This window comes from Bradyrhizobium sp. UFLA05-112, from assembly GCF_053572325.1.
This window is the reverse complement of record NZ_JBANBK010000039.1, coordinates 24,008-42,764: the sequence shown is the minus strand read 5'-3', so window position 1 is coordinate 42,764 and position 18,757 is coordinate 24,008. Positions and strand designations below refer to the sequence as shown.

The following is an 18,757-nucleotide window of genomic DNA, read 5'->3' as shown; positions in this document are numbered from 1 at the left end:
CTGGCGTTTAGGACCGGCGATCGCCAGTCTTACTTTGCATGGGGTTGTTTTCGACATTTTGGTCGGACGGGCCAAAAGCCCTGGCCCGGACAGGGATCAGCGATCCAGCGTCTTCGAGGCGCTGCCGCGGTTCTTCCAGATCAGCATGATGTTGCGGACGTAGATGATGGTCGCCAGCGCCTGTCCGAGGATGATGACCGGCTCGCGCTTCACGACGCCATAAACCAGCGTCATCAGCCCGCCGCCCATGGAGCAGAACCAGAAGGCCATCGGCACCACGCTGTTTCCGGCACGCTCGCTCGCGATCCATTGCACGAGAAAGCGCGCCGTGAAGAAGAGCTGCGCGACCAGGCCGAATGCGAGCCAGAAGTCGAACTTGGCGACGAAGACGTCGTAGAGATAGTTGCTCAGCGCCTGGCCGTATTGGATGATCATGCCTTCACCTCGCTGACTTCTGGCGTCGGCTTCTTGCGCCGGATCAACCACCACACGCCGGCGAGATCCATGATCCCGATCCATAGCCGGTCGAAGAAGCCGTAGTTTGATACGCCTGCGCGGCGCGGCCGGTCGATCACGTCGACATAGGCGATCTCGAAACCCTCGCGGCGCACCAGCGCAGGCAGGAAGCGATGCAGCCCGTCGAAATAGGGCAGCATCAGAAACACCTCGCGGCGGAAGACCTTCAGGCCGCATCCGGTGTCGCGCGTGCCGTCCTTCAGGATCGTGCCGCGCACGCCGTTGGCGATGCGCGACTGCAACTTCTTGAAGCCGGTGTCCTTGCGCCCGACCCGCTGGCCGGCGACGAGGCCGATGCGATCGCTTTTCTCGACCGCTGCGATCAGGTCCGGCAGGAAGGCCGGATTGTTCTGGCCGTCGCCATCGAGCGTGGCCACGATCGCCCCACGTGCCGCTCGTACACCGCTGCGTACGGCCGCCGACTGTCCGGTTGACCTGGCATGGCGGAGCTGACGCAGATTGCCCCGCTGCTTCATGATGGCCGACAGCCGCTCGCCGGTCGCATCGGTCGAGCCGTCATTGACGTAGACGATCTCATAGGCCCAGCGGCCATCGAGCGCAGCGCCGATCTCCTCGATCAGAGGCGCGATGTTGTCCGCCTCATTGCGCACGGGGACGACGATGGAAACCGAGGGCTGGAACGACAAATCGATGCTCGTGGTTGGAATGGGCCCGCGGCGGGAACCGGTCCGGTCAGCAGGCAGCCGCTTTTATGGGGCGGATGCCCCGCGGGCAACCCTTTTGAGGCGTGTGAATACCGGCCCTGGAAGCGCCACGATCACCCCGTCGCTGCTGATGGCAAAGCCGAGCCGGCGTGCCGCAAACCAGTAGCGTACCGCCATGGTGCCGACGATGCCGACCAGAGCGCCGGCCACGACGTCGCTCGGATGATGGGCCAGCAGGACCAGCCGCGTCAGCAAGATGACGATGGCATAGGTGAACATGAACACGCGCAGGCGCGGCCACACTGCGCTGACGGCAAAGGCCAATGCGAACGCGGTCACCGCATGGCCGGAAGGCAGGCTGGCATGGGCTTCCGTTCCACTGAAGGGAATGAAATTGAACGCGTTCGCCTTGCCGCCGACGAAGGGCCGGCCGCGGCCAATGACGTATTTCAGGACCTCGCCGACCAGCACCGAGAAGAGCACGGAAAAGAAGATGAATTGCAACCGCGTGCCGAAGCCGAGCAGCAGCGCACGCGAGGTGCCGTGCCGGCCGGCCGCAATCAGTGCCACAGTCACGAGCGCGGCGGCGAGCGCCGTCAGCACATACTCATCCTTGCCGAAATCGGTGAGGATCTTGATCGGCCACAGGCCGGGCGTGCCGCGCGCCGGCATCATCTGGATCTCGCTCATGTCGAACACGACCATCAGCGCGATGATCAGGGTCGCGCCGGCCGCACTCAGCCAGAGTGAATGCTGTCTCTTATACACATCCGAACGGAAGATCGCAATCGAGATCGCGCGCCCCTGCGAGAAGTTGTAGCCGTCGATGCGCGAGCCAACGCGGTAACGAAGCCCGATCGCCTCGGCACGCTGGACGAAGCTGCGCTCGGAACGCTGCTCGACGAACGCAAAGCGGCAGTTGCCCTGCTTGAGGAAGTCGGCAGCACCCGAGCCATCGGTCAGGAGGGTCGACGTTCCCGTCAGGAAGACGAGGCTCGGCTCGTGATAGCCGGCAGAGGCCGCCTTCGGGCCGACGCAGCGCACGTTGCGCAATTCGCGCGCGATCTCGACGCTCGGAAACAGCGGCGTCAGCGACGGCAGGACCAGGCCCCAGACCACGACCGCCAGCATCAGCGCCGCAACCAGTGCATTGAGTAGCGAGCGTTCGGCGCGGTTGTTGTCGTAGAGCCACCAGGCGAACAGGCCGAAGATCAGCGACGCCGCGATGAAGGGCCATGCCGCGAAAGCCGGCTGGCGCGTCAGCATGACCGCACCGACGACCGCCATGATCGAGCCGAGCGCCGGGATGGCGAACCACCAGGCCGAGCCGCGCATCAGCCAGGAGCGCGACAGCACGCGCCGCTCCACGGCACCCGCCGTGAGGATCGCGATCGCCGGATAGAGCGGCAGCACGTAGTGCGGCAGCTTGGTCAGCACCGCTTCGAACACGATCCAGGACGGGATCAGCCACGCCAGCAGATATTGTGCACCCGGCTCGCGCCGGGCCCGCCACACCGCCGGCGCCGCCATCGCCGCGAGCGGCGCGCCCGGCCAGAAGGTGATCCAGAACAGGACCAGATAGAGTCCGGGCGGCGCGCCATGGGATTCCTGGGCGCCAAGCTTGCTCAGCATGTCGCCGCCGACGGAATCGGCGAAGAAGGCATCGCCTGCACGCCAGAAGATCGCGATGAACCAGGGCAGCACCAGCACCAGCACCCACATCAGGCCCCAGAGCGGGCGCAGCCGCCACAGCCAGGACGCGTCGCGGTCCTGGATCGCCAGCACGATGATGGTGAGCGCGGCGAACATCAGGATCAGCGGCCCCTTGATCAGGATGCCGGCGGCGATTGCGGTCCAGAAGATCGCGGGATAGCTCCACGGCGGATGCGCCTCGTCCTCGCCGCGCTGCCAGGCGAGGTAAACCCGTGCCATCGCGCCCATGGCCGCAACCACGGTGAAGAGCAGCACCGCATCGGTCTTGGCAAGCCGCGCCTCGACGCCGAGCAGCACGGACGCGCACATGACCAGCGCCGCAAGCACGGCGGCGCGGCGCGTGACGAAGCCGAGCGCGGTCCAATAGGTCATCAGCACCGCACCGATCGCGCCGACCAGCGACGGCACGCGGTAGACCCAGATGCGCAATTGGGCGCGCGGCAGGCCGAGCGCGGACGCGGTATGAACGGCGGCCGCCTGCAGCCAGTAGATGCCGACCGGCTTCTTGTAGCGGACGTCGTCCTGGAAGCGGATGTCGACGTAATCGCCGGTCTCGACCATCTGCTTGGTCGCCTGCGCAAAGCGCGCCTCGTCGCGATCGACCGGCGGAATCGTGAAGAAGCCGGGCAAGAGCAGAAGCAGCGCGCACAGCACCAGGAAGCCGATTGCGCGGGCGTGGCTGCCGGTGACGGCATCGATCACGCGCACGAACCGGTTGCCCGGATTTACGGGGGTTTTCGGCTCGCGGGGCTCTCCGAAACGGGGGCGGGCAAAGGTCTCGACCATTGGTTCCGCATACGCTGAAACCACCGCCCCTACAACCGCTTAAGCCGGGCTCATTGAATTCGAATGACGACTGTGTCGGCGGCGCCCGTGGCGTCGATCACGGTCAGCCGCGCAAAGCCCGGGCCGGGCGGATCGATCAGCCTCTGGCGCCGTCCGTCGATCTCGCCGAGCGCGGTGCCGTTGACCAGTATCGTCATGGGCAGAACGCCGCCGGCGACCTTCACGGGCATGGTGGCAGCCTCGCTGCCGGCCGAGCGGTCGACGTCGATCCGGGAACCATTCAGGGGAAACTGGATGTGGGGAGCCTGCTCGCCGCCAGCGCGCACGAGTTCCCCTACAGGACGGAACCGCCGCAGAGGCAACGGCAGCTTGGCGTTACTGACGAGGAGGGTTCCCTTCGGCGGCTTGGGCAGCGGGACCGGCAACTTTCCGCTCCGGGCGAAGGCATCGAACAGGATGGGCGCTGCTGCCGCGCGGCCGATCAGACCGGGAACCGGCGCGCCGTCGGGACGGCCGACCCAGACGGCGATGGTCATGCGGCCATCGAAGCCGACCGACCAGGCATCACGATAGCCGTAGGAGGTCCCGGTCTTGAAGGCGATGCGGTTGTGGGCGGCGTTTTCGGGTGGCGGCGTACCGAGAAGCACGTTGCCGACCTGCCAGGCCGCGACCTGGTCAAGCAGCCGCAATGGCTCGCGCACGTCCCTGTCGGTCATGATTTCGCGCAGCGGGCGCGTGGTTCCGAGCCTGGCGAGGCCCGCATAGAGCTGCGCAAGATCCTGGAGCGTGACGCCGACACCGCCGAGGCCCATGGCTAGACCCGGCGCTTCGTCCTTGGGGAGCACCAGATTGCCGCCGGCCTGCCGCAGCCGCGAGGCCATGCGGCTGGAGCCGACCCGGTCGAGCAGCACGATCGCCGGTACGTTCAGCGACATCTGCAGCGCCTTCTTCACCGGCACAGTGCCCTGGAAAGTCATGTCGAAATTTTCCGGCGCGTAGGAGCCGAAGCGGACCGGGCGATCGTCGATCAGGCTGTCGGGATGGACGAAGCCGTCCTCGAACGCGAGGCCATAGATGAACGGCTTCAGCGTCGAGCCCGGCGAGCGCAATGCGCGGGTCATGTCGACCTGCCCTGCCCGGCTCTCGTCGAAATAATCGGCGGAGCCGACGCGTGCCAGCACGTCGCCGCTCTCATTGTCGACGACGATGATGCCGACCGAAATGTTCGGACCCAACGCGATGGCGCGGTCGCGTGCGAGCGGCTCCAGCACCTTCTGGAGATTGGCGTCCAGCGTCAGCTTGATGACCGGCGCGTCCTTGACGGTTGAAAGCGCTGTATCGGACGCATGCGGCGCCAGGATCGGCATCGGCTTGCGCAGCTTCGGCACGGGTACGGCCTTCGCTTGCTTGGCGTCATCGGCGCTGATCTGATGCTCCTCGACCATGCGGTCCAGCACGCGGTCGCGCGCCTTGCGCGCCGCCTCGGGATAGCGATCGAGCCGGCGTGTTTCCGGCGATTGCGGCAACGCGACCAGAAGCGCGGCTTCCGCGAGCGACAGCCGCTTCGGCTCCTTGCCGAGATAGGCGATGGATGCGGCACGAATACCCTCGAGATTGCCGCCATAGGGCGCGAGTGTAAGGTAGAGATCGAGGATCTGGTCCTTGCTCAGGCTGCGCTCCAGCTCGATCGCGCGCACGATCTGCCGCAGCTTTGCGTGGAGCGAGCGCTGCCGCCGCGGCTCCATCAGCCGAGCGAGCTGCATCGTGATGGTCGATCCGCCCGAGACGATATGACCGCGCGTCGCAAGCTGGATCGCGGCGCGCCCCAGTGCGAGCGGATCGACGCCGTCATGCGCGTAGAAGCGCTGGTCCTCATAGGCGAGCAGCAGCTTCACGTAAGTCGGATCGACGTTCGCTTTGGTCTCGGCCGGCAACCGCCAGCGCCCGTCGGCCATGGCGTAGGCGCGCAGGAGCTTGCCGTTGCGATCGACGATGGTGGTGGAAACTGCGCGCGCCTCGTCGAGCGGCAGCGGGCCGAGGGAATACACCCAGGCCACGAATGCACCGATTGCAACGACAAGCGCAAACGCGGCTATCGAGAGGATACGTGCGACGCCTCCCCTCGCGCCGTCATGGCCGGGCTTGACCCGGCCATCCACGTCGTCACCCACCGCACGCGTGGCCGTGGATGCCCGGGTCAAGCCAGGGCATGACGATGGAGTTTGTTGCGCGGCTTCGCTCATACGAACTAGCTCAGGTTCGAGCCCATCTCACTTCGCCGCTCGCACCTCGACCGACCCCGTCCCCGTCCGGCCGTAGCGCGAGGGATTGTACATGTCCTCGACATAGGCCTGCGGCAGCACGTATTTGCCGGGCGAGACCGCGCGCACGACATAGGCGACGGTAAAGACCGACTTGGCGTCCGAGGCCCGGTCGACTGCGGCGGTGAAGCGGTCGTCGCGGAACTCGGTATCCTCGGGCTCCACTCCGTCCTCGATCCAGTCCAGCGTGCCGCTGTCGCCCGACGACACCAGCTTTGGATTGTCGATCTCGAGGCCCGCCGGCAGATAGTCGGACACCATGATGTGACCGTACTCAGGCTTGGCCTCGGTGATCTTCAACACCACGGCGAAGCGATCGTTCTGCTTGACCTTGCTGATGTCGGCGGGCTTGCCGTCGAGCGTGAAGTAGTTGCGCTCGATCTTGAACCCGGCCGAAGCGGCTGGCTCCGGCGTAACCGGCGAACCCGACACCGAGACCACGGCCTGTATCGGAGCATCACCCGTGTTGGTGATCTTCAGCGGCTTGCCCTCCAGCGTCGCCGCCTTGTAGCTGCGGTACAGCGCGGTCTTGACGCCCTGGCCATCGACATCGAGCGACAGGCTTTCCTTCGCCAGCGCCCGCGCCGCCAGCACCAGCCACGCATTCTCCTGTGTCGAGGTGTAGGGTGTCAGTCCGCGTGCGGTCTCGACCCGCGACACCGCTTGCGTCAACGTCGCCTTCGGCGCGTTGCCTTCGCCGGCGAGCGAAACCAATGCTGCGGCATCGCGGAGCTGCGAGCCGTAATCACTGCGGCCGAACTCCAGCACGGGCTTTGGCGCGAGCGAGTCGAGCGCTGCGCCGTAGACCCGCTCCGCACGGTTGCGGTCACCGACCAGAGCGAGCGCTGCCGCAAGCTGCGATTTCGCAATCGGCGTCGCCAGATTGTTCAGCTTGGTATCGGCGAGATAGCGGAGATCGCCGATCGGAGCTGCGCCGTTGCGCGCGAGCACGTAGAGGCCGTAGGCGAGATCACGGCCGCCGTCCTTCTCCGGCTCGTTGGCATTCACCACCGAGTTGCGGATGCGGTCGAGCGCGTTCTTGAACAGCACGTCCGGCACCACAAAGCCTTTTTCACGGGCGCGGCTGAGGAAGTCAGTCACATAGGCATCGAGCCAGGCGTCGTCGCCGCCTGCTGACCACAGGCCGAACGAGCCGTTCGAGCCCTGGCGGGCCAGCAGCCGCTCGATTGCATCGCGGATGCGCTGGTCGACCTCGGTGTCCATGGCAAGATGCGCACCGGCCGCGAGCTCGTTGACGTAAAGCAGCGGCATGGCGCGGCTCGTGATCTGCTCCGAGCAGCCATAGGGATAGCGATCGAGCGCCTTGAGGATCGTCGCGGCGTCGAGCGCGGTCGACAGGCTCGCCGAGACCGAGACGCTGCCGGTACCCGGCACGAGGTCGGAGAACATGTCCGAGGTCAGCGTCAGGCTCTCGCCCTTCGCCAGCGTGCGGATCGAGCGGCGCGCCAGCACCTGCGTCGCCGCCTTGACGTCGAGCGCATAGTGCCGCGCGAGCGCAAGCCCGTTCGGCCCCTTGATGTCGACATCGAGCGTCGCCTGCCCCGCCGCGGTTGCATCGAGCGCAAGCGAGAACGAGTTGCGCTGCTTGGCGGCGAGCCTGACCGTGGTCGCGGGATTGCCGGTCATCTTGACCGGGCCAGCGGTCTTCACATTGATCGTGTAGTCGCCGGCCTGCCCCTCGACATTGTCGATCTCGAGATTGACCGTGCCGTGGTCGCCATTGAGCAGGAAGCGCGGCAGCGTCGCCGTCAGCACCACGGGATCGCGGATCACGACGTCGGTATTGGCGCGGCCAAGCTTGGTGGCGGTCCACGCCACCGCCATGACGCGCGCGGTGCCGGCGAACTCAGGAATGTCGAAGCTCACCTCCGCGGTGCCGTCCGCGGCAACCGTGAGGATGCCGGAATAGAGCGCGAGCGGCTTTTGTGTGGGCGGCGAGCCCTGGAGCTCGGCAGCACCCGCGTCGCCGCCGGACTTAATCTGGCCGCGCGTGCCCGACATGCCGTCGATAAGCTGGCCATAGAGATCGCGGATCTCGGCGGTCAGGCGGCGCTGGCCGAGATAATAATCATCCGGCGCCGGCGGCTTGTAGTTGGTAAGGTTGAGAATGCCGACATCGACTGCCGCGATGACGATCTTGGCGTCCTCGCCCGGATTGAGTCCGTCGAGCTTCACCGGGATTTTCAGCGCCGCATTCGGCCGGATCGGTGCCGGCGGCGTCAGCTTCACGGCGAGCGTGCGCGTCTGCTTGTCGATGCCGAACCATTTGAGACCAATCGCCCGGCCCGGCATGCGCTGGGCCGCCGCATCGAGGGGCCGGCGGAGCGTCGCCACGACATAGGCGCCGGTGCCCCAGTCGTTGCCGACGGGGATCTTCACCTGCGCGGTGCCTTCCTTGACGTCGACGGTCTGCGTGGTCAGCAGGCGGTCACCGAGCACGTTGATGGTGAGCTTGCCGGCGCTACGCACGTTCACCGACACCGTCATGGTGTCGCCGGAGGCGTATTGCGGCTTGTCGATCGAGGTTTCCAAAAGGTCGGGCGTGTCGGCGCTGCCGTCCGAATACCAGCCGACATCGAACTGCACCGACGTCACCGGACCATCCGCATCGGTAGACTTCACGTCCAGCCGGTAGCGGCCGGGCTGCGGGTTGAGCGAAATGCGCGACGGCTTGTCGGCGGCAATGGTGAGATCGCCGTCAGCGACGCGCGAGGTCGACTTGACCGGCTCGTACTCCCAATAATTGTTCTGGCGATACCACTGGTAGCGCGACTCCATCTTCAGGAGCTCGTAGCGCAGGCCGTCGCGGGGATGCGTCTTGCCCTCAGGCGAGACGAACACCACGTCGAACTCGGCCTTGTCGCCTTCGGCAACGTTCCTGTCGCCGAACAGCGGCTTGACGCCGAGCATCGCGGCCGCGGGTGCGACCGGCAGCACGATCTTGCGCTCGACGGCGCGGCCGCCCGTCTCCGCCATGCGGACGAAGATCTGCGCCTCCTGCGGCCGCGTCGATGACGGCTGCTTGTCCAACGTGACCGGGAAAGTCGCTACGCCATTGGCGTCGGCCTCCGGCAAATTCTCCAGCGGCGTGCGCTCGTTGCTGGTGGTCTCCTCGTCGGCGACGCCGAACTGGTAGCCGGCGAAGCCCGGCCGCTCGTCGGCGGGCGCAACCAGCATGTCGCCTTCGAGCTGGAGGCCCGAGGCCGGCGCGCCATAGAGGAAATGGCCGTCGACCTTCAGTTCGACCGGAGCATTGGCCTTGATCAGCTTGTCCTTGGACGTGAGATCGAACTCGATTCTGTCGGGGACGTAATCCTCGACCATGAAGGTGGTCTCGCCGACCGACGAGCCCTTCGGATCGGTGAAGGCGCGCACCCGCCAAGTGCCGGTCGGCACCGCCGAGTTGAGCGGCAAGGAGAGCGTGCGGCCGCCGGCCCCCTGGTCCGACAGCACGGCGCGGCGGAATTCGACGCCGTCGGGACGCTCGATCACCAGCGTCAGCGGCCCGCCAGTGACGGCATTGCCCTGCCCGTCGCGCAGGAGCGCCGTGAGATACACGGTCTCGTTGGAGCGATAGACGCCGCGCTCGGCATAGACGAAGGCGTCGGCGCCGGCCGGCACCGCGCGTCCCGCAACACCGCGGTCGGTGAGATCGAAGGCGCTGGTCTTCAGGCTCAGGAAGGCATAGTCGGTCTTCTCGCCGCTGACCGTGAGCAGCGCCGGCGACAGCCCGCCCTCGCCGCGCGCCAGCCCTGCCTCGAACAGCACATGGCCGGCATCGTCCGTTTTGCGAGTCGCCAGAATTTCGTTGTTGCGGGCAACCAGCCTCACCTCGGCCTTGCCGACCGGATCGGTCGACGCCAGCGAGTTGACGAAGACGTGGATGCCGTCGTTGCCGGAATAGGCGGTGACGCCGAGATCCGAAACGATGAACCATTGCGTCGCGAGCTGGGAATCGTCGTCGCTGCCCGGCCCCTTGGCCGCGGCCGTCATCACGTACACGCCGGGCTGGAGATCGCCGAGTGCCTGGTCGACCGGGAATGCGGTGGTGACGTCCTGGTTCAGCGTCGTCGCGGTCGCGAGTTCGCCGGACCACACCTTCACGCCGCGCTCGCCACCGAGATCGGAGAGCTGGTAACGCGACAGCGTCTTCTGAAAGTCGCTGTCGACAACCGTGTTGATCAGGTTGCGGTCGCCGATCCGGAACACGTTGATGTTGACCGCCGGCGTATTGACGCTGACCACGGGAATGCCGCGCTGGCCGGTGCGCGGCAGCACGTAGGCACGGCTGGTGAAGCGCACGAACGGCTTGCGGTCGCGCACATAGATGTTGAACTCGGCCGATTTCGGCAGCCCCTCCTTCACGGTTGAAGGCAGACCGGCGCGCAGGTTGATGTTGTAGCGCTCGCCGTGCTTCAGGCCGTCGACGCAGAGCTGCTTACCCTCGGCCGACAGCGCCGGCTTGTCCTGCCCCGCGAGCGCCAGGAACGGCGCGAAGTCGGTGCGCTTGGCAAGCTCCTCGGAGAACTGGAAGCAGGCGCGCGGGCCCGCCGAGTCGGAATCGACGGTGTAGTCGAGCAGCCGGAAGCCATGCTCGTCCCGCAGCTTCTCATATTGGCCGCGGACGTCGGCGACCTCCCGCATGTCGAGCGACAGCCGCAGCGCATCCAGCGCCGGCCGGAACAAATGCCGCTCGGCGAGCGACCTGCCGAGCATCGCGAGCGCGTCAGCCTCCTCGCCCGGATTGCCGGCGCGCATGTAGGCGATGTAGGCGGCGGTCGAGGCGCGCTCGAGCAGGAAAGTCTGCTCGCTCGAGCTCTTCGGGGTGATCTGGAAGATGACACGGGCAATGCGCAGCCAGTTGCCGGCATCCTCCGGCGTGGTGGCGGCGATCTGGCCGAGGATCGAAAGGCCGCTGCGGCCGTCGTTGCGCCTGAAGGCGGCATCCGCGTCGGTGCGCAGGGTCGCGTTGGTCTTGGCGACCGGCCCGGCCTCGCTCTTGATCTGGGCTTCCAGCTTGATCGCGGCATCCGCGAGATCGTCGCGCTTGAACGCCTTGTCGGCGGCCTGCGCCGATACCAGGCCGAGCGCCAGCGCTGCGCAGATTGTGACGGCGCGAATCAAACCGATCATGATGGACTCCCGGGAGCGCGGACGAGCGCCGCGTAGGCGATGAAATGCGCGGAAAGGTGACAGACTCAAGGCGATGGAACCAGAATAGCAGAACGTCGCATGCGCCATTGGCAAGCAAATCCAAGTGCCGCCCCTGGCGCCGCCTCAGCCTGTGGCAGCACCGGACAAAATTAGCCGGTGGACCCGTCCCGGACGCGGGCGCAACATCTCAAGCGTCGCTGTCGCAGACCCGGGACAATAAACGTCCATCGCTTCGCTTTGTCGCTCGGCTGAGGAAAACGGTTCGATCCGGGCTTGGCGGACGCGCGGATTTTTCATATTTGGCGTGCTAAAGACGTCGCCGGGCCCCATCCCCGGGGCCGTCCAGACGGTCCCGTAGCTCAACTGGATAGAGTAGCGGATTTCTACTCCGCGGGTTGCAGGTTCGAGCCCTGCCGGGATCGCCAACCTAGAATGAAGCTCTTGCGATTTCAATCGCTTAGGCTCCGGTTTGTAAATCAGGGTCAGCACGGTTTGTAACTCGCTGTTCAGGTTTTGGCCTTCGCGGCCCTCAATTTGGTGAGAGCCGCATCGGCCTGACGTTCCTGCTCCACCTCGTCGAGATATTCCTGCAATTGTTGAAGCGAGCTGTGACCGCTCACGTTCATCATTTCGGAACCGGTGCATCCGGCATGCGCCAGCGCGCGCAGCGCCGCCTTGCGCAGACCGTGCGCGCGGTAGTTTCGCACCCTGCCGTCGTCGCACACCACCGATCGCAATCCGGCGTCGGTGCACCAGTCAGCGAATTTGTTGCCGAATGCCGCCGCCGACGCGAACGGCCGACCGTACTCTGTGAGCAGGAAGGTCATCACGTCGCTCTTCGGCATCGCGTCGAGCGCCACCTGCAGCTCTGGCATGATGGAGATCGTCAGCGTCTTGCCGGTGCTGCGCCGGGTTTTTTGCGGACGCCATGACAGCTTGCCGTCGCGATTGATGTGCTGACGGCCAAGCACATGCGCGTCCTGCCGCCGCCCGGCAACGTTGAGCAGAAGCTCAAGAGCGAGTCGCGGCATCGTGCCAACCTTGTGGTGCTCGCGATACCGAGTCACCTGAGGCTCGAGCCACGTCATGTGGCCCATGCTCTTTCCTACCCTGACCACCTCGACGTCCTGCGTTGGATCGTCGGAGCGCAAGTTCATTTTCTTGCCGAATTTCATCAGCCCCCGGATCGCCTTAAGCCAGTTTTTCTGCACGTTCGGCTTCTTTGGCGCGAGCATGTTGGTGAGATGATGCGACCGGATCCCTGAGAATCGTTTCGCACCGTCCTCGATGCGCCACCGCTCCAAAATCGCGCGACGATTACTCTGCGTGACAGCGGCGAGCCCGGACTTGAAATCGGGACTCGCATAGTATGCAACGATGGCGGCGTCGAGCGTTCCGGCTGGGGTGCGGCTTTCGCCAATCGAGGGCCGCACTGCTTTGCACTCCCGCAGTGCAGTCCGGTAAGCCTCCATAAATTCGTCAGAACCCGGCAATCCCGGCAATGGAACCGGTTTATGTCCGGGCGGCCGAAAATAATGTCGCATTTTGCCGTGGCGATCACGGAAGCTGTTGACGCGCCAAAGCTCAATGCTGGCCATATTTCGCATCCCACTCGTCGGTCTCGTTCATTCTGTTTTCGCTGGTGCCCTCGTCGGCATCATTGACGTTCTGGATCTTGATCTTGAGACAGCCGCCTTCGATCTCGAGGGATTCCGCTTTCTGGCCGGCAGCTTCGATGGCACGCAGCGCCCGTTTCACGTCGTTCTCGCGGAAGCTAGAGCGCACACGGCTCATCAGATGGCCTCCCCACTGTGCTTCGGGTTCGTCGTCCTGGCTGAGGACGCCAAACCACCCTGCCGCTCTTGCCGCTCAAACTCTCGCTCCAGCAGAACCCGCATGACATCGGTCATCCTGGTATTGTCGATCGCACACTGGATCTTGATCCGCCGATGCAGCGCAGGAGGAATTTCGACAGTAAATCGCTTCATTTTCTGCATGTGAATACACAGCCCTCGCAAAACACCGCAGGCACCATCGAGATGCTGAAGCGGGTTTCCGTCAAGACGCATCACAAAGTTATAACCGCCTTAAGCCTTTGATTCTACTCCCAATAATTGCGATATGTGTCGGCCCTAAATGCCTAGAGCTGCTGGAGAATTTCCTGAAACGAAACCTGCTCAGCTCGCCCAACTTGAAGATGAGCTGGAATTCTGGATCGTTACCTCACCTAGTAACGAGCGCTGAACCAAGGCGGCCGGCTCGTCGCTTGCGGCCAGCCAGATCCATCGTCCTGTTTCGAGATCTACCGGCGCTCCTAGGCCGTCTATGGCCGTGCCCAATCGATTGTTGATCGCGAGCGACCGCAAGTCGGCGCGCTCCTCAGGCAAGGTGCTGTCGCCAGCTCCAGGCAGAGCCGTTCGAAGTGCTCGAGTAAGTCGATGACGTGTTGATCCCGCCCCATGGCCGTGGATCAGACTCGGCGGGGCAGCCGCCGTCAAACCCCGCCAGCGCGTTCGACACCGCGGAAGCTGCCAATCGGCTGCCGGTTACGTCGGTCGGCCTCGATCGCACCGCGGATAGCGGAAGCACTTGTAGCGCTCGCCTCGATACAATCGTCATTTCCGATGCGGATTTCCTGTTCGATCCGCTCGGCCGCGAGCGCCTCGGCTGCCATGACGAAAGACAACTCAGCCACGCTGAGATTGTCCCGGATGTTAGCCATCGGATCTAACCCGCGGGCCTGGCGTAGTTGGTGGGAACGTCCTCCCAGCAGCTTCACGTACACCGCCTCGGTGCACAGCATGTAGCCCTTGCCCGTGACGTGATGCTGCTTGAGCGTGTCGGTGTAGGCCACGCGTTGAGATCGCGAGACAGCTCGTGCACCGACCCATCGATTGGCCTCTGCGGTGGCACGCTGCAGTATTTCGTCGGCCAGGGTCGCGTCACCAGCCCTGAAACGGAGCCAGATTTGGCGAACCTCAATCTCTAACTTTGGGCTGAGGTAACCTGCATAGGCGGCTGCGATAACCGGGTGAGCAAACGTGCCGGCATTTCCGCGACCGACCTTGGAGTAAATGACTGGAATGTTTTGCTTATTGTCCTTAATGTAACTCGTGGTTACCTTTTTCTGCAGCTCTGCAATCAATGCTTTGGCCACTGCGGTCCCGCGCCAGTGCTTCGGCTTCCGCGTCGCCTTTGTCTTCGCTGCGCTCCAGAGGTCATCGAGGCAGATGTGGCCGTTCGCGTCTTCGTAGATGCGGTTGCCCCGCAAGACCAGAATGCTCGTCTCGTTCAAGGTCGTAACTCCTGTGCGTTACGACCACTCCGTGCTTGTGGATTTCTCCAGCGATAGTACAAATGCCTTGTTCAAGGGGCTGTACTACGCACGTCGTGGTCCAGATTTGAATTAAGAGGGGCGGCTACCCGTTGGCGCGGGGCCGCCCTTCGGCTTATCAGCACTCAAACTGAAACGAGAGCAGTTACCGTAGCGTTCCTTAAGCGCCCGTCTCGAATCAGGAGAGCACATGACGGTTATTGGACACCCGGGCGCCTTCTCGGCGCAACGCACTACGTTGGCACCGGGTGACTTGCGAACAGGCACTTGCCTGTTATTTATGCGAATCTAAACCCGCGCCTGCTAATTTCCAGCAAATGTCGCCCCGCCACAACATCCGGGTGATCACGGGCGCACATCGGTTTCCACACCCACGACACGCAGTAGCTCGTCGCCGCTCCGAGGCGCTAGGAATCGATAATTTGCGAGGTGCCTGGAAAGTCGCTTTCATGGCGGAATGCCCAAGCCTGTCCGCCGCGAGAACCGCACACCGCCCACTCACCGCCCGGTCAAGATCACCTTTGGCGACATGCGCGAGATGGGCGTGCGCGGCCCGTCCTGGTCTACTGCTCGGACTATCGTTGCAGCCACAACGTGGCCCTGAATGCCGATCGCTGGCCGGATGAGGTGCGCCTGTCCGACATCGAGCTGAGGTTCGTCTGTCGCGCCGCTGCGGCTAAGGGGCCCTGCCGGACATCAATTGTCGGCGGAGATGGAATCGGGCGGCGCGATAGATGGGAATATCGCTGGATGGATTGATCCATCTCAATAGTCCTCCTGAGCCCGCCCCTAAAATCTCCGCGTCAATGCGCTCACAAACAATGGCGGGCGTTATGATCAGGTTGTTTACGCGTGGTTGCTTCACTGAGAATTATGCCAAGGGGTTAGTTAGCGCACCCGAGGACAGAGAGCCGGCTGTGCGCAGGCTGATTGAGGGTGCTGGTGGCAAGCTTGTTAGCTTTTACTTCACGACCGGCGACTCCGATTTCATGCTCATTTCTGAGGCTGACGAGTCCGAATCCATTATCGCCGCGTTGTTGGCAGCGGTGGCGGCGGGCGCAATATCTGGCGTGAAAACTGCAAGAGCTTGGACTGGAGCGGAATTCAAAGGGTGGCTGAAAGGGCTTCCAAAGCAGCTAGCCATTATCGAGCTCCCGGCAAGAGCTAAGCGAGACATTACCACCAGACGATCTTCGGCGGTCGGATGATTGAGCCGCGCTTCGTCTGCCAGTCCTGCGGCAGGCGCGGCGCGGATGTTCGGCCGGACTTCAACTGGAATAAGCCGGTGACGTCTGTGATGGGTTACCGTTGAGGTCCCCTCTGCCTCACTGACGGGCTGGATATTTCGTGATCATTCGATTCCCCTGCCAAAGCTCGACTGCGCAATCATGCGCGAGTTGCGATGCCCGCTCTCTCGCCGTTTTCTCATCCGCACAAATGATATCGATCCGGTTGGTAATTTGCCCATCGGGCCCGAGCAAATTGACCCTGTACTCTTCCATCCAAGCTGACCCCTCGCTCGGCTTACGGCCGGACGATGGATGTGACTTAGAATCGGTTCCTACTCGTTGTCATCGGGAAGAATATGCAGCCCAGCCCCATGATCGAGGAAGGTCCCGGCCTCCCCCTCTCCTTCAAAGCCCGAATCGCGCTACGGCTCGCTGATGAAGCTCACCGCCAGCGGCTTGGCGGGGAGAAGGAAGCTTTGATGAACCGAAGCGAGGGGGCAGCAATGACCGATGAGGCGTTGCGCAGTGTCGCATACCACGAAGCTGGGCATGCCGTAGTCGCGCTGGCGCTCGGTTTGAAGATCGCAAGGGTGCAAATCTTCCAGGAGGACTATTCCGGAGCCGCCGACGCCGAGAACGCTGATCATCTTCCACTGGTGGATCGGATCGCAATTTGCGTCGCAGGAATGAACGCGGCGGAAATGTTCGACGCGCCGCCATCACACGAATTGGCCGACTCTGGCGACCACCGCATGGTCCTAGAACTGCTTGAGGAACTCGAGGAGACGGATGAGACCACCGCCTACGACTTGCGTCAGAACGGTCATCGGCGTGCGTGGGACCTGCTCGAGGCTCACGCCAGCAGCGTCGAGGATATTGCAGCGGAGTTGCTTGCACAGCGCAAGATCGACCTGACCGAATACGTGCTCAAGCCGTAATCCGCCACCATGGCCTGATTGCGAGCCCCATCACTTGGGTCCGGCAGCGCTGCGGCTCTGCCTCGTCCCAGGATGTGTACTCACAAAGGCCTTGCGTCTGCTTTGAGGCACAGACCGGAAAACATTTGCTCGATCTGAATCTTACCGCTCGTGACCGAATCGGGCGAGACCAGCGGTCCTTTCACTCGCGAGCACTCCAAGATTGCGATAGTCTCGCCACCGGATGACAGGATCCAGCGAGGTCAGGTGCTACGACGCAGATTCATTGGGCTCGTTACAGGAGCAATAAGTTTGCCGCTCGTTGCACGCGCCCAAAAGCTGGCTGCAACGACGCGCGTTGTCCAACTGGGACCGGTCAACATTCCTGGGCAGATTGACAGAATTAGAAGGCTTCTGGCCGAGCTTGGTTACGTTGAAGGGCGGAATATTCAACTTGAATTTCGTAACACGGCCGGAAATGCCGACGCGCTGCCGGCGCTGGCAGAGGAAATCGTGCGAGAGGGCCGCGCGGACGTGATCATCGCGATTAGCACGCCTGCTGCTCTCGCGGCCTACAAGGCAACTCAGACAATTCCGATCGTGGCCTTTGCCGCAGTTGATCCAGTCGCGTCCGGACTGGCGGATAGCCTCGCACGTCCGGGTCGCAACGTGACCGGCATCGCGGTTTTTTCTGAAGAAACCACCGTCAAGCGGGTCGAGCTAATGCGGGAAATTCTCCCGCAGGCCGTCCGCCTTGGGACTGTGACGACAAAACTCACAAGCGGCGCAACGAGCCTTGCGCCCGTTTTGAAGACCGGCCGGAAGCTGGGTTTCGAGGTTGAAGCGATCAACATCGATGATCCCGCCAATATCGCGAAAATCCTCAGCCCGGAAATCCTCGCCCGATTTGACGGGCTTGTTTTTGTTCCGGATGCCATACTCAATGCCCACTTGGCCGAAATCATTAGGATAGTGGGCCTAAGCAGAAAACCTGCGATATTTGCTGCACCGGACTGGGTCGCCAACGGCGGCCTTATGTCGTTTGGGCCCGACTTTGCAGACGCAACGCGTCTCTTGATTGCACAGGTTGACCGCGTTCTGAAAGGCGCAAAGCCAGGCGACTTACCTTTCGAACGACCCACCAAATTCGATCTCAGGATCAATCTGCGGATCGCCAAGGCCCTGGGTCTCGAGTTGTCTCCAACCGTCCTCGCCCGCGCCGACGAAGTGATTGAATAGGTCACCTCGCCACGCCAGGAGTCCGGAAGTGGCCCAGAGCGGCGGTCCCGTCGCCGCGCCGGTGTCCCGAACTCGGCCCCGCAGTGGAGTTGGTCCTGCGGCTTCTACCCCGGCACTGATCCCGGTGAGCAGCGCGGTGGCATTGCTGAGACGTTCAACGAAGCCGCACGAGTTTCCAAGTAGCGTGGCAGGAGCTGGCCGCCACGCGCACCAAGACAGACTTCGAGGCGTGGCGTCGCCAGCGCGACTAGACCGCTTGGAAGGACCGGATGCACCGGCTGGCGCTTCCGCTGCCGACACAGCGTCCAGAAGGGATTGCGCGCTGCTTCTGCGGCGAGGTAATCACCAATCCCACAACACTAGTTTCTCATATTCGCTCTTCCCACAGCCTGACCGCCGCATGAAGCTCACCGCCGAACGTCCCTTCGCCAACCCGGAAGCTGCAGCGCGCAAGCTCGTCGAGCTGGCCGTCGGCATCGAGCCCGTACAAGACGGTCGCATACACGCTCAAAGCCAGCGGCGAAGAGTTCGGCGCGGGCATCAGGTTTGCGGTCCAGCGCGGGTGGCTCGAGCTGCACGAGAGCGGGACCTATGTGCGGCTCTTGAAGACAGAGGCCGGCAACTGACGCGGCCTTACAATTGAGATACTAAAAGGGTGACGCACGCGATGAGCGTTGCCGTACTGAGGGTCACCACGACGAGCGCTTGTTCACTACGGGCTTGCAGCTCTTTGTCATCCATAAGACTCAACGCTCGTTTGCATTCCCGGTTTCATGTCGGCCGTCTTAGACCTAGCGAATTTAGCCACTCGTCGATATGAGCGGCCGTTTCGTCTAACCTGGCTTTCCGAAGCAGGGTCTCC

At 63.5% G+C, this 18,757-nt stretch carries 13 protein-coding genes, 1 tRNA gene and 1 pseudogene; 5 read left to right on the top strand and 10 right to left on the bottom strand.

Annotated features, from left to right (window positions below):
* Window positions 1-96: 96 nt before the first annotated feature.
* The 6 genes and pseudogenes from SO180_RS22510 to SO180_RS22485 all read right to left on the bottom strand — a co-directional run bounded on the left by SO180_RS22510 (window position 97) and on the right by SO180_RS22485 (window position 11,155).
* Complete coding sequence (locus tag SO180_RS22510) at window positions 97-435, bottom strand: lipid-A-disaccharide synthase N-terminal domain-containing protein (protein ID WP_449381022.1); 339 nt, start codon at window positions 433-435, stop codon at window positions 97-99.
* Window positions 432-1,163 carry a glycosyltransferase family 2 protein gene (locus SO180_RS22505; RefSeq protein WP_449381021.1) on the bottom strand — a complete coding sequence of 244 codons (732 nt, stop codon included), beginning with the start codon at window positions 1,161-1,163 and terminating at the stop codon, window positions 432-434. The genes SO180_RS22510 and SO180_RS22505 overlap by 4 nt, the downstream gene beginning before the upstream one ends.
* A 63-nt stretch (window positions 1,164-1,226) precedes the next feature.
* Window positions 1,227-1,853 carry a phosphatase PAP2 family protein gene (locus tag SO180_RS22500; RefSeq protein WP_449381048.1) on the bottom strand — a complete coding sequence of 209 codons (627 nt, stop codon included), beginning with the start codon at window positions 1,851-1,853 and terminating at the stop codon, window positions 1,227-1,229.
* Between the two features lie 96 nt (window positions 1,854-1,949).
* Window positions 1,950-3,680, bottom strand: a pseudogene (locus tag SO180_RS22495) (ArnT family glycosyltransferase); the annotation flags it as partial.
* A gap of 50 nt (window positions 3,681-3,730) precedes the next feature.
* Window positions 3,731-5,839 (bottom strand): penicillin-binding protein 1C, encoded by a 2,109-nt coding sequence (gene pbpC / locus SO180_RS22490; RefSeq protein WP_449381020.1) that lies wholly within the window; start codon window positions 5,837-5,839, stop codon window positions 3,731-3,733.
* Window positions 5,840-5,950: 111 nt separating this feature from the next.
* Window positions 5,951-11,155, bottom strand: a complete 5,205-nt coding sequence (locus tag SO180_RS22485; RefSeq protein WP_449381019.1) for an alpha-2-macroglobulin family protein — start codon at window positions 11,153-11,155, stop codon at window positions 5,951-5,953.
* 369 nt (window positions 11,156-11,524) lie between these two features.
* Here SO180_RS22485 and SO180_RS22480 point away from each other — a divergent pair.
* Window positions 11,525-11,601 (top strand) — tRNA-Arg (locus SO180_RS22480).
* An 81-nt stretch (window positions 11,602-11,682) separates the two neighbouring features.
* Here the strand turns inward: SO180_RS22480 and SO180_RS22475 are convergent.
* Together SO180_RS22475 and SO180_RS22470 are read right to left on the bottom strand one after the other, a co-directional pair.
* Window positions 11,683-12,774 carry a tyrosine-type recombinase/integrase gene (locus tag SO180_RS22475; protein ID WP_449381018.1) on the bottom strand — a complete coding sequence of 364 codons (1,092 nt, stop codon included), beginning with the start codon at window positions 12,772-12,774 and terminating at the stop codon, window positions 11,683-11,685.
* The gene (locus tag SO180_RS22470; protein WP_449381017.1) at window positions 12,761-12,970 is read right to left on the bottom strand and encodes a hypothetical protein; all 210 of its coding nucleotides are present in this window, start codon (window positions 12,968-12,970) and stop codon (window positions 12,761-12,763) included. The genes SO180_RS22475 and SO180_RS22470 overlap by 14 nt, the downstream gene beginning before the upstream one ends.
* 68 nt (window positions 12,971-13,038) lie before the next feature.
* Here SO180_RS22470 and SO180_RS22465 point away from each other — a divergent pair, with 68 nt between their 5' ends.
* Window positions 13,039-13,275, top strand: coding sequence for a hypothetical protein (locus tag SO180_RS22465; RefSeq protein ID WP_449381016.1), 237 nt, complete (start codon window positions 13,039-13,041; stop codon window positions 13,273-13,275).
* 395 nt (window positions 13,276-13,670) lie between these two features.
* On the opposite strand, the gene SO180_RS22460 is transcribed toward SO180_RS22465, so the two are convergent.
* Complete coding sequence (locus tag SO180_RS22460; protein ID WP_449381015.1) at window positions 13,671-14,471, bottom strand: KilA-N domain-containing protein; 801 nt, start codon at window positions 14,469-14,471, stop codon at window positions 13,671-13,673.
* A gap of 773 nt (window positions 14,472-15,244) precedes the next feature.
* Between SO180_RS22460 and SO180_RS22455 the strand changes: the two genes are divergently transcribed.
* The 3 genes from SO180_RS22455 to SO180_RS22445 all read left to right on the top strand — a co-directional run bounded on the left by SO180_RS22455 (window position 15,245) and on the right by SO180_RS22445 (window position 17,895).
* Window positions 15,245-15,718, top strand: coding sequence for a GYD domain-containing protein (locus tag SO180_RS22455; RefSeq protein ID WP_449381014.1), 474 nt, complete (start codon window positions 15,245-15,247; stop codon window positions 15,716-15,718).
* 392 nt (window positions 15,719-16,110) lie between these two features.
* Window positions 16,111-16,677, top strand: coding sequence for a hypothetical protein (locus SO180_RS22450; RefSeq protein WP_449381013.1), 567 nt, complete (start codon window positions 16,111-16,113; stop codon window positions 16,675-16,677).
* Between the two features lie 291 nt (window positions 16,678-16,968).
* Window positions 16,969-17,895: an ABC transporter substrate-binding protein gene (locus SO180_RS22445; protein WP_449381012.1), complete on the top strand. Its 927-nt coding sequence runs from the start codon at window positions 16,969-16,971 to the stop codon at window positions 17,893-17,895.
* 367 nt (window positions 17,896-18,262) lie between these two features.
* Here SO180_RS22445 and SO180_RS22440 read toward each other — a convergent pair whose 3' ends face one another.
* Window positions 18,263-18,436 (bottom strand): hypothetical protein, encoded by a 174-nt coding sequence (locus SO180_RS22440; RefSeq protein WP_449381011.1) that lies wholly within the window; start codon window positions 18,434-18,436, stop codon window positions 18,263-18,265.
* Between the last annotated feature and the right edge of the window lie 321 nt (window positions 18,437-18,757).

Excerpts from the sequence above, each read along its gene's own strand:
- SO180_RS22510 (WP_449381022.1), bottom strand. The coding sequence starts at position 435 with ATGATCATCCAATACGGCCAGGCGCTGAGCAACTATCTCTACGACGTC.
- SO180_RS22470 (WP_449381017.1), bottom strand. The coding sequence starts at position 12,970 with ATGAGCCGTGTGCGCTCTAGCTTCCGCGAGAACGACGTGAAACGGGCG.
- SO180_RS22440 (WP_449381011.1), bottom strand. The coding sequence starts at position 18,436 with ATGCCCGCGCCGAACTCTTCGCCGCTGGCTTTGAGCGTGTATGCGACC.
- SO180_RS22500 (WP_449381048.1), bottom strand. The coding sequence starts at position 1,853 with ATGCCGGCGCGCGGCACGCCCGGCCTGTGGCCGATCAAGATCCTCACC.
- SO180_RS22450 (WP_449381013.1), top strand. The coding sequence starts at position 16,111 with ATGATCGAGGAAGGTCCCGGCCTCCCCCTCTCCTTCAAAGCCCGAATC.
- SO180_RS22455 (WP_449381014.1), top strand. The coding sequence starts at position 15,245 with ATGGGAATATCGCTGGATGGATTGATCCATCTCAATAGTCCTCCTGAG.
- SO180_RS22485 (WP_449381019.1), bottom strand. The coding sequence starts at position 11,155 with ATGATCGGTTTGATTCGCGCCGTCACAATCTGCGCAGCGCTGGCGCTC.
- SO180_RS22475 (WP_449381018.1), bottom strand. The coding sequence starts at position 12,774 with ATGGCCAGCATTGAGCTTTGGCGCGTCAACAGCTTCCGTGATCGCCAC.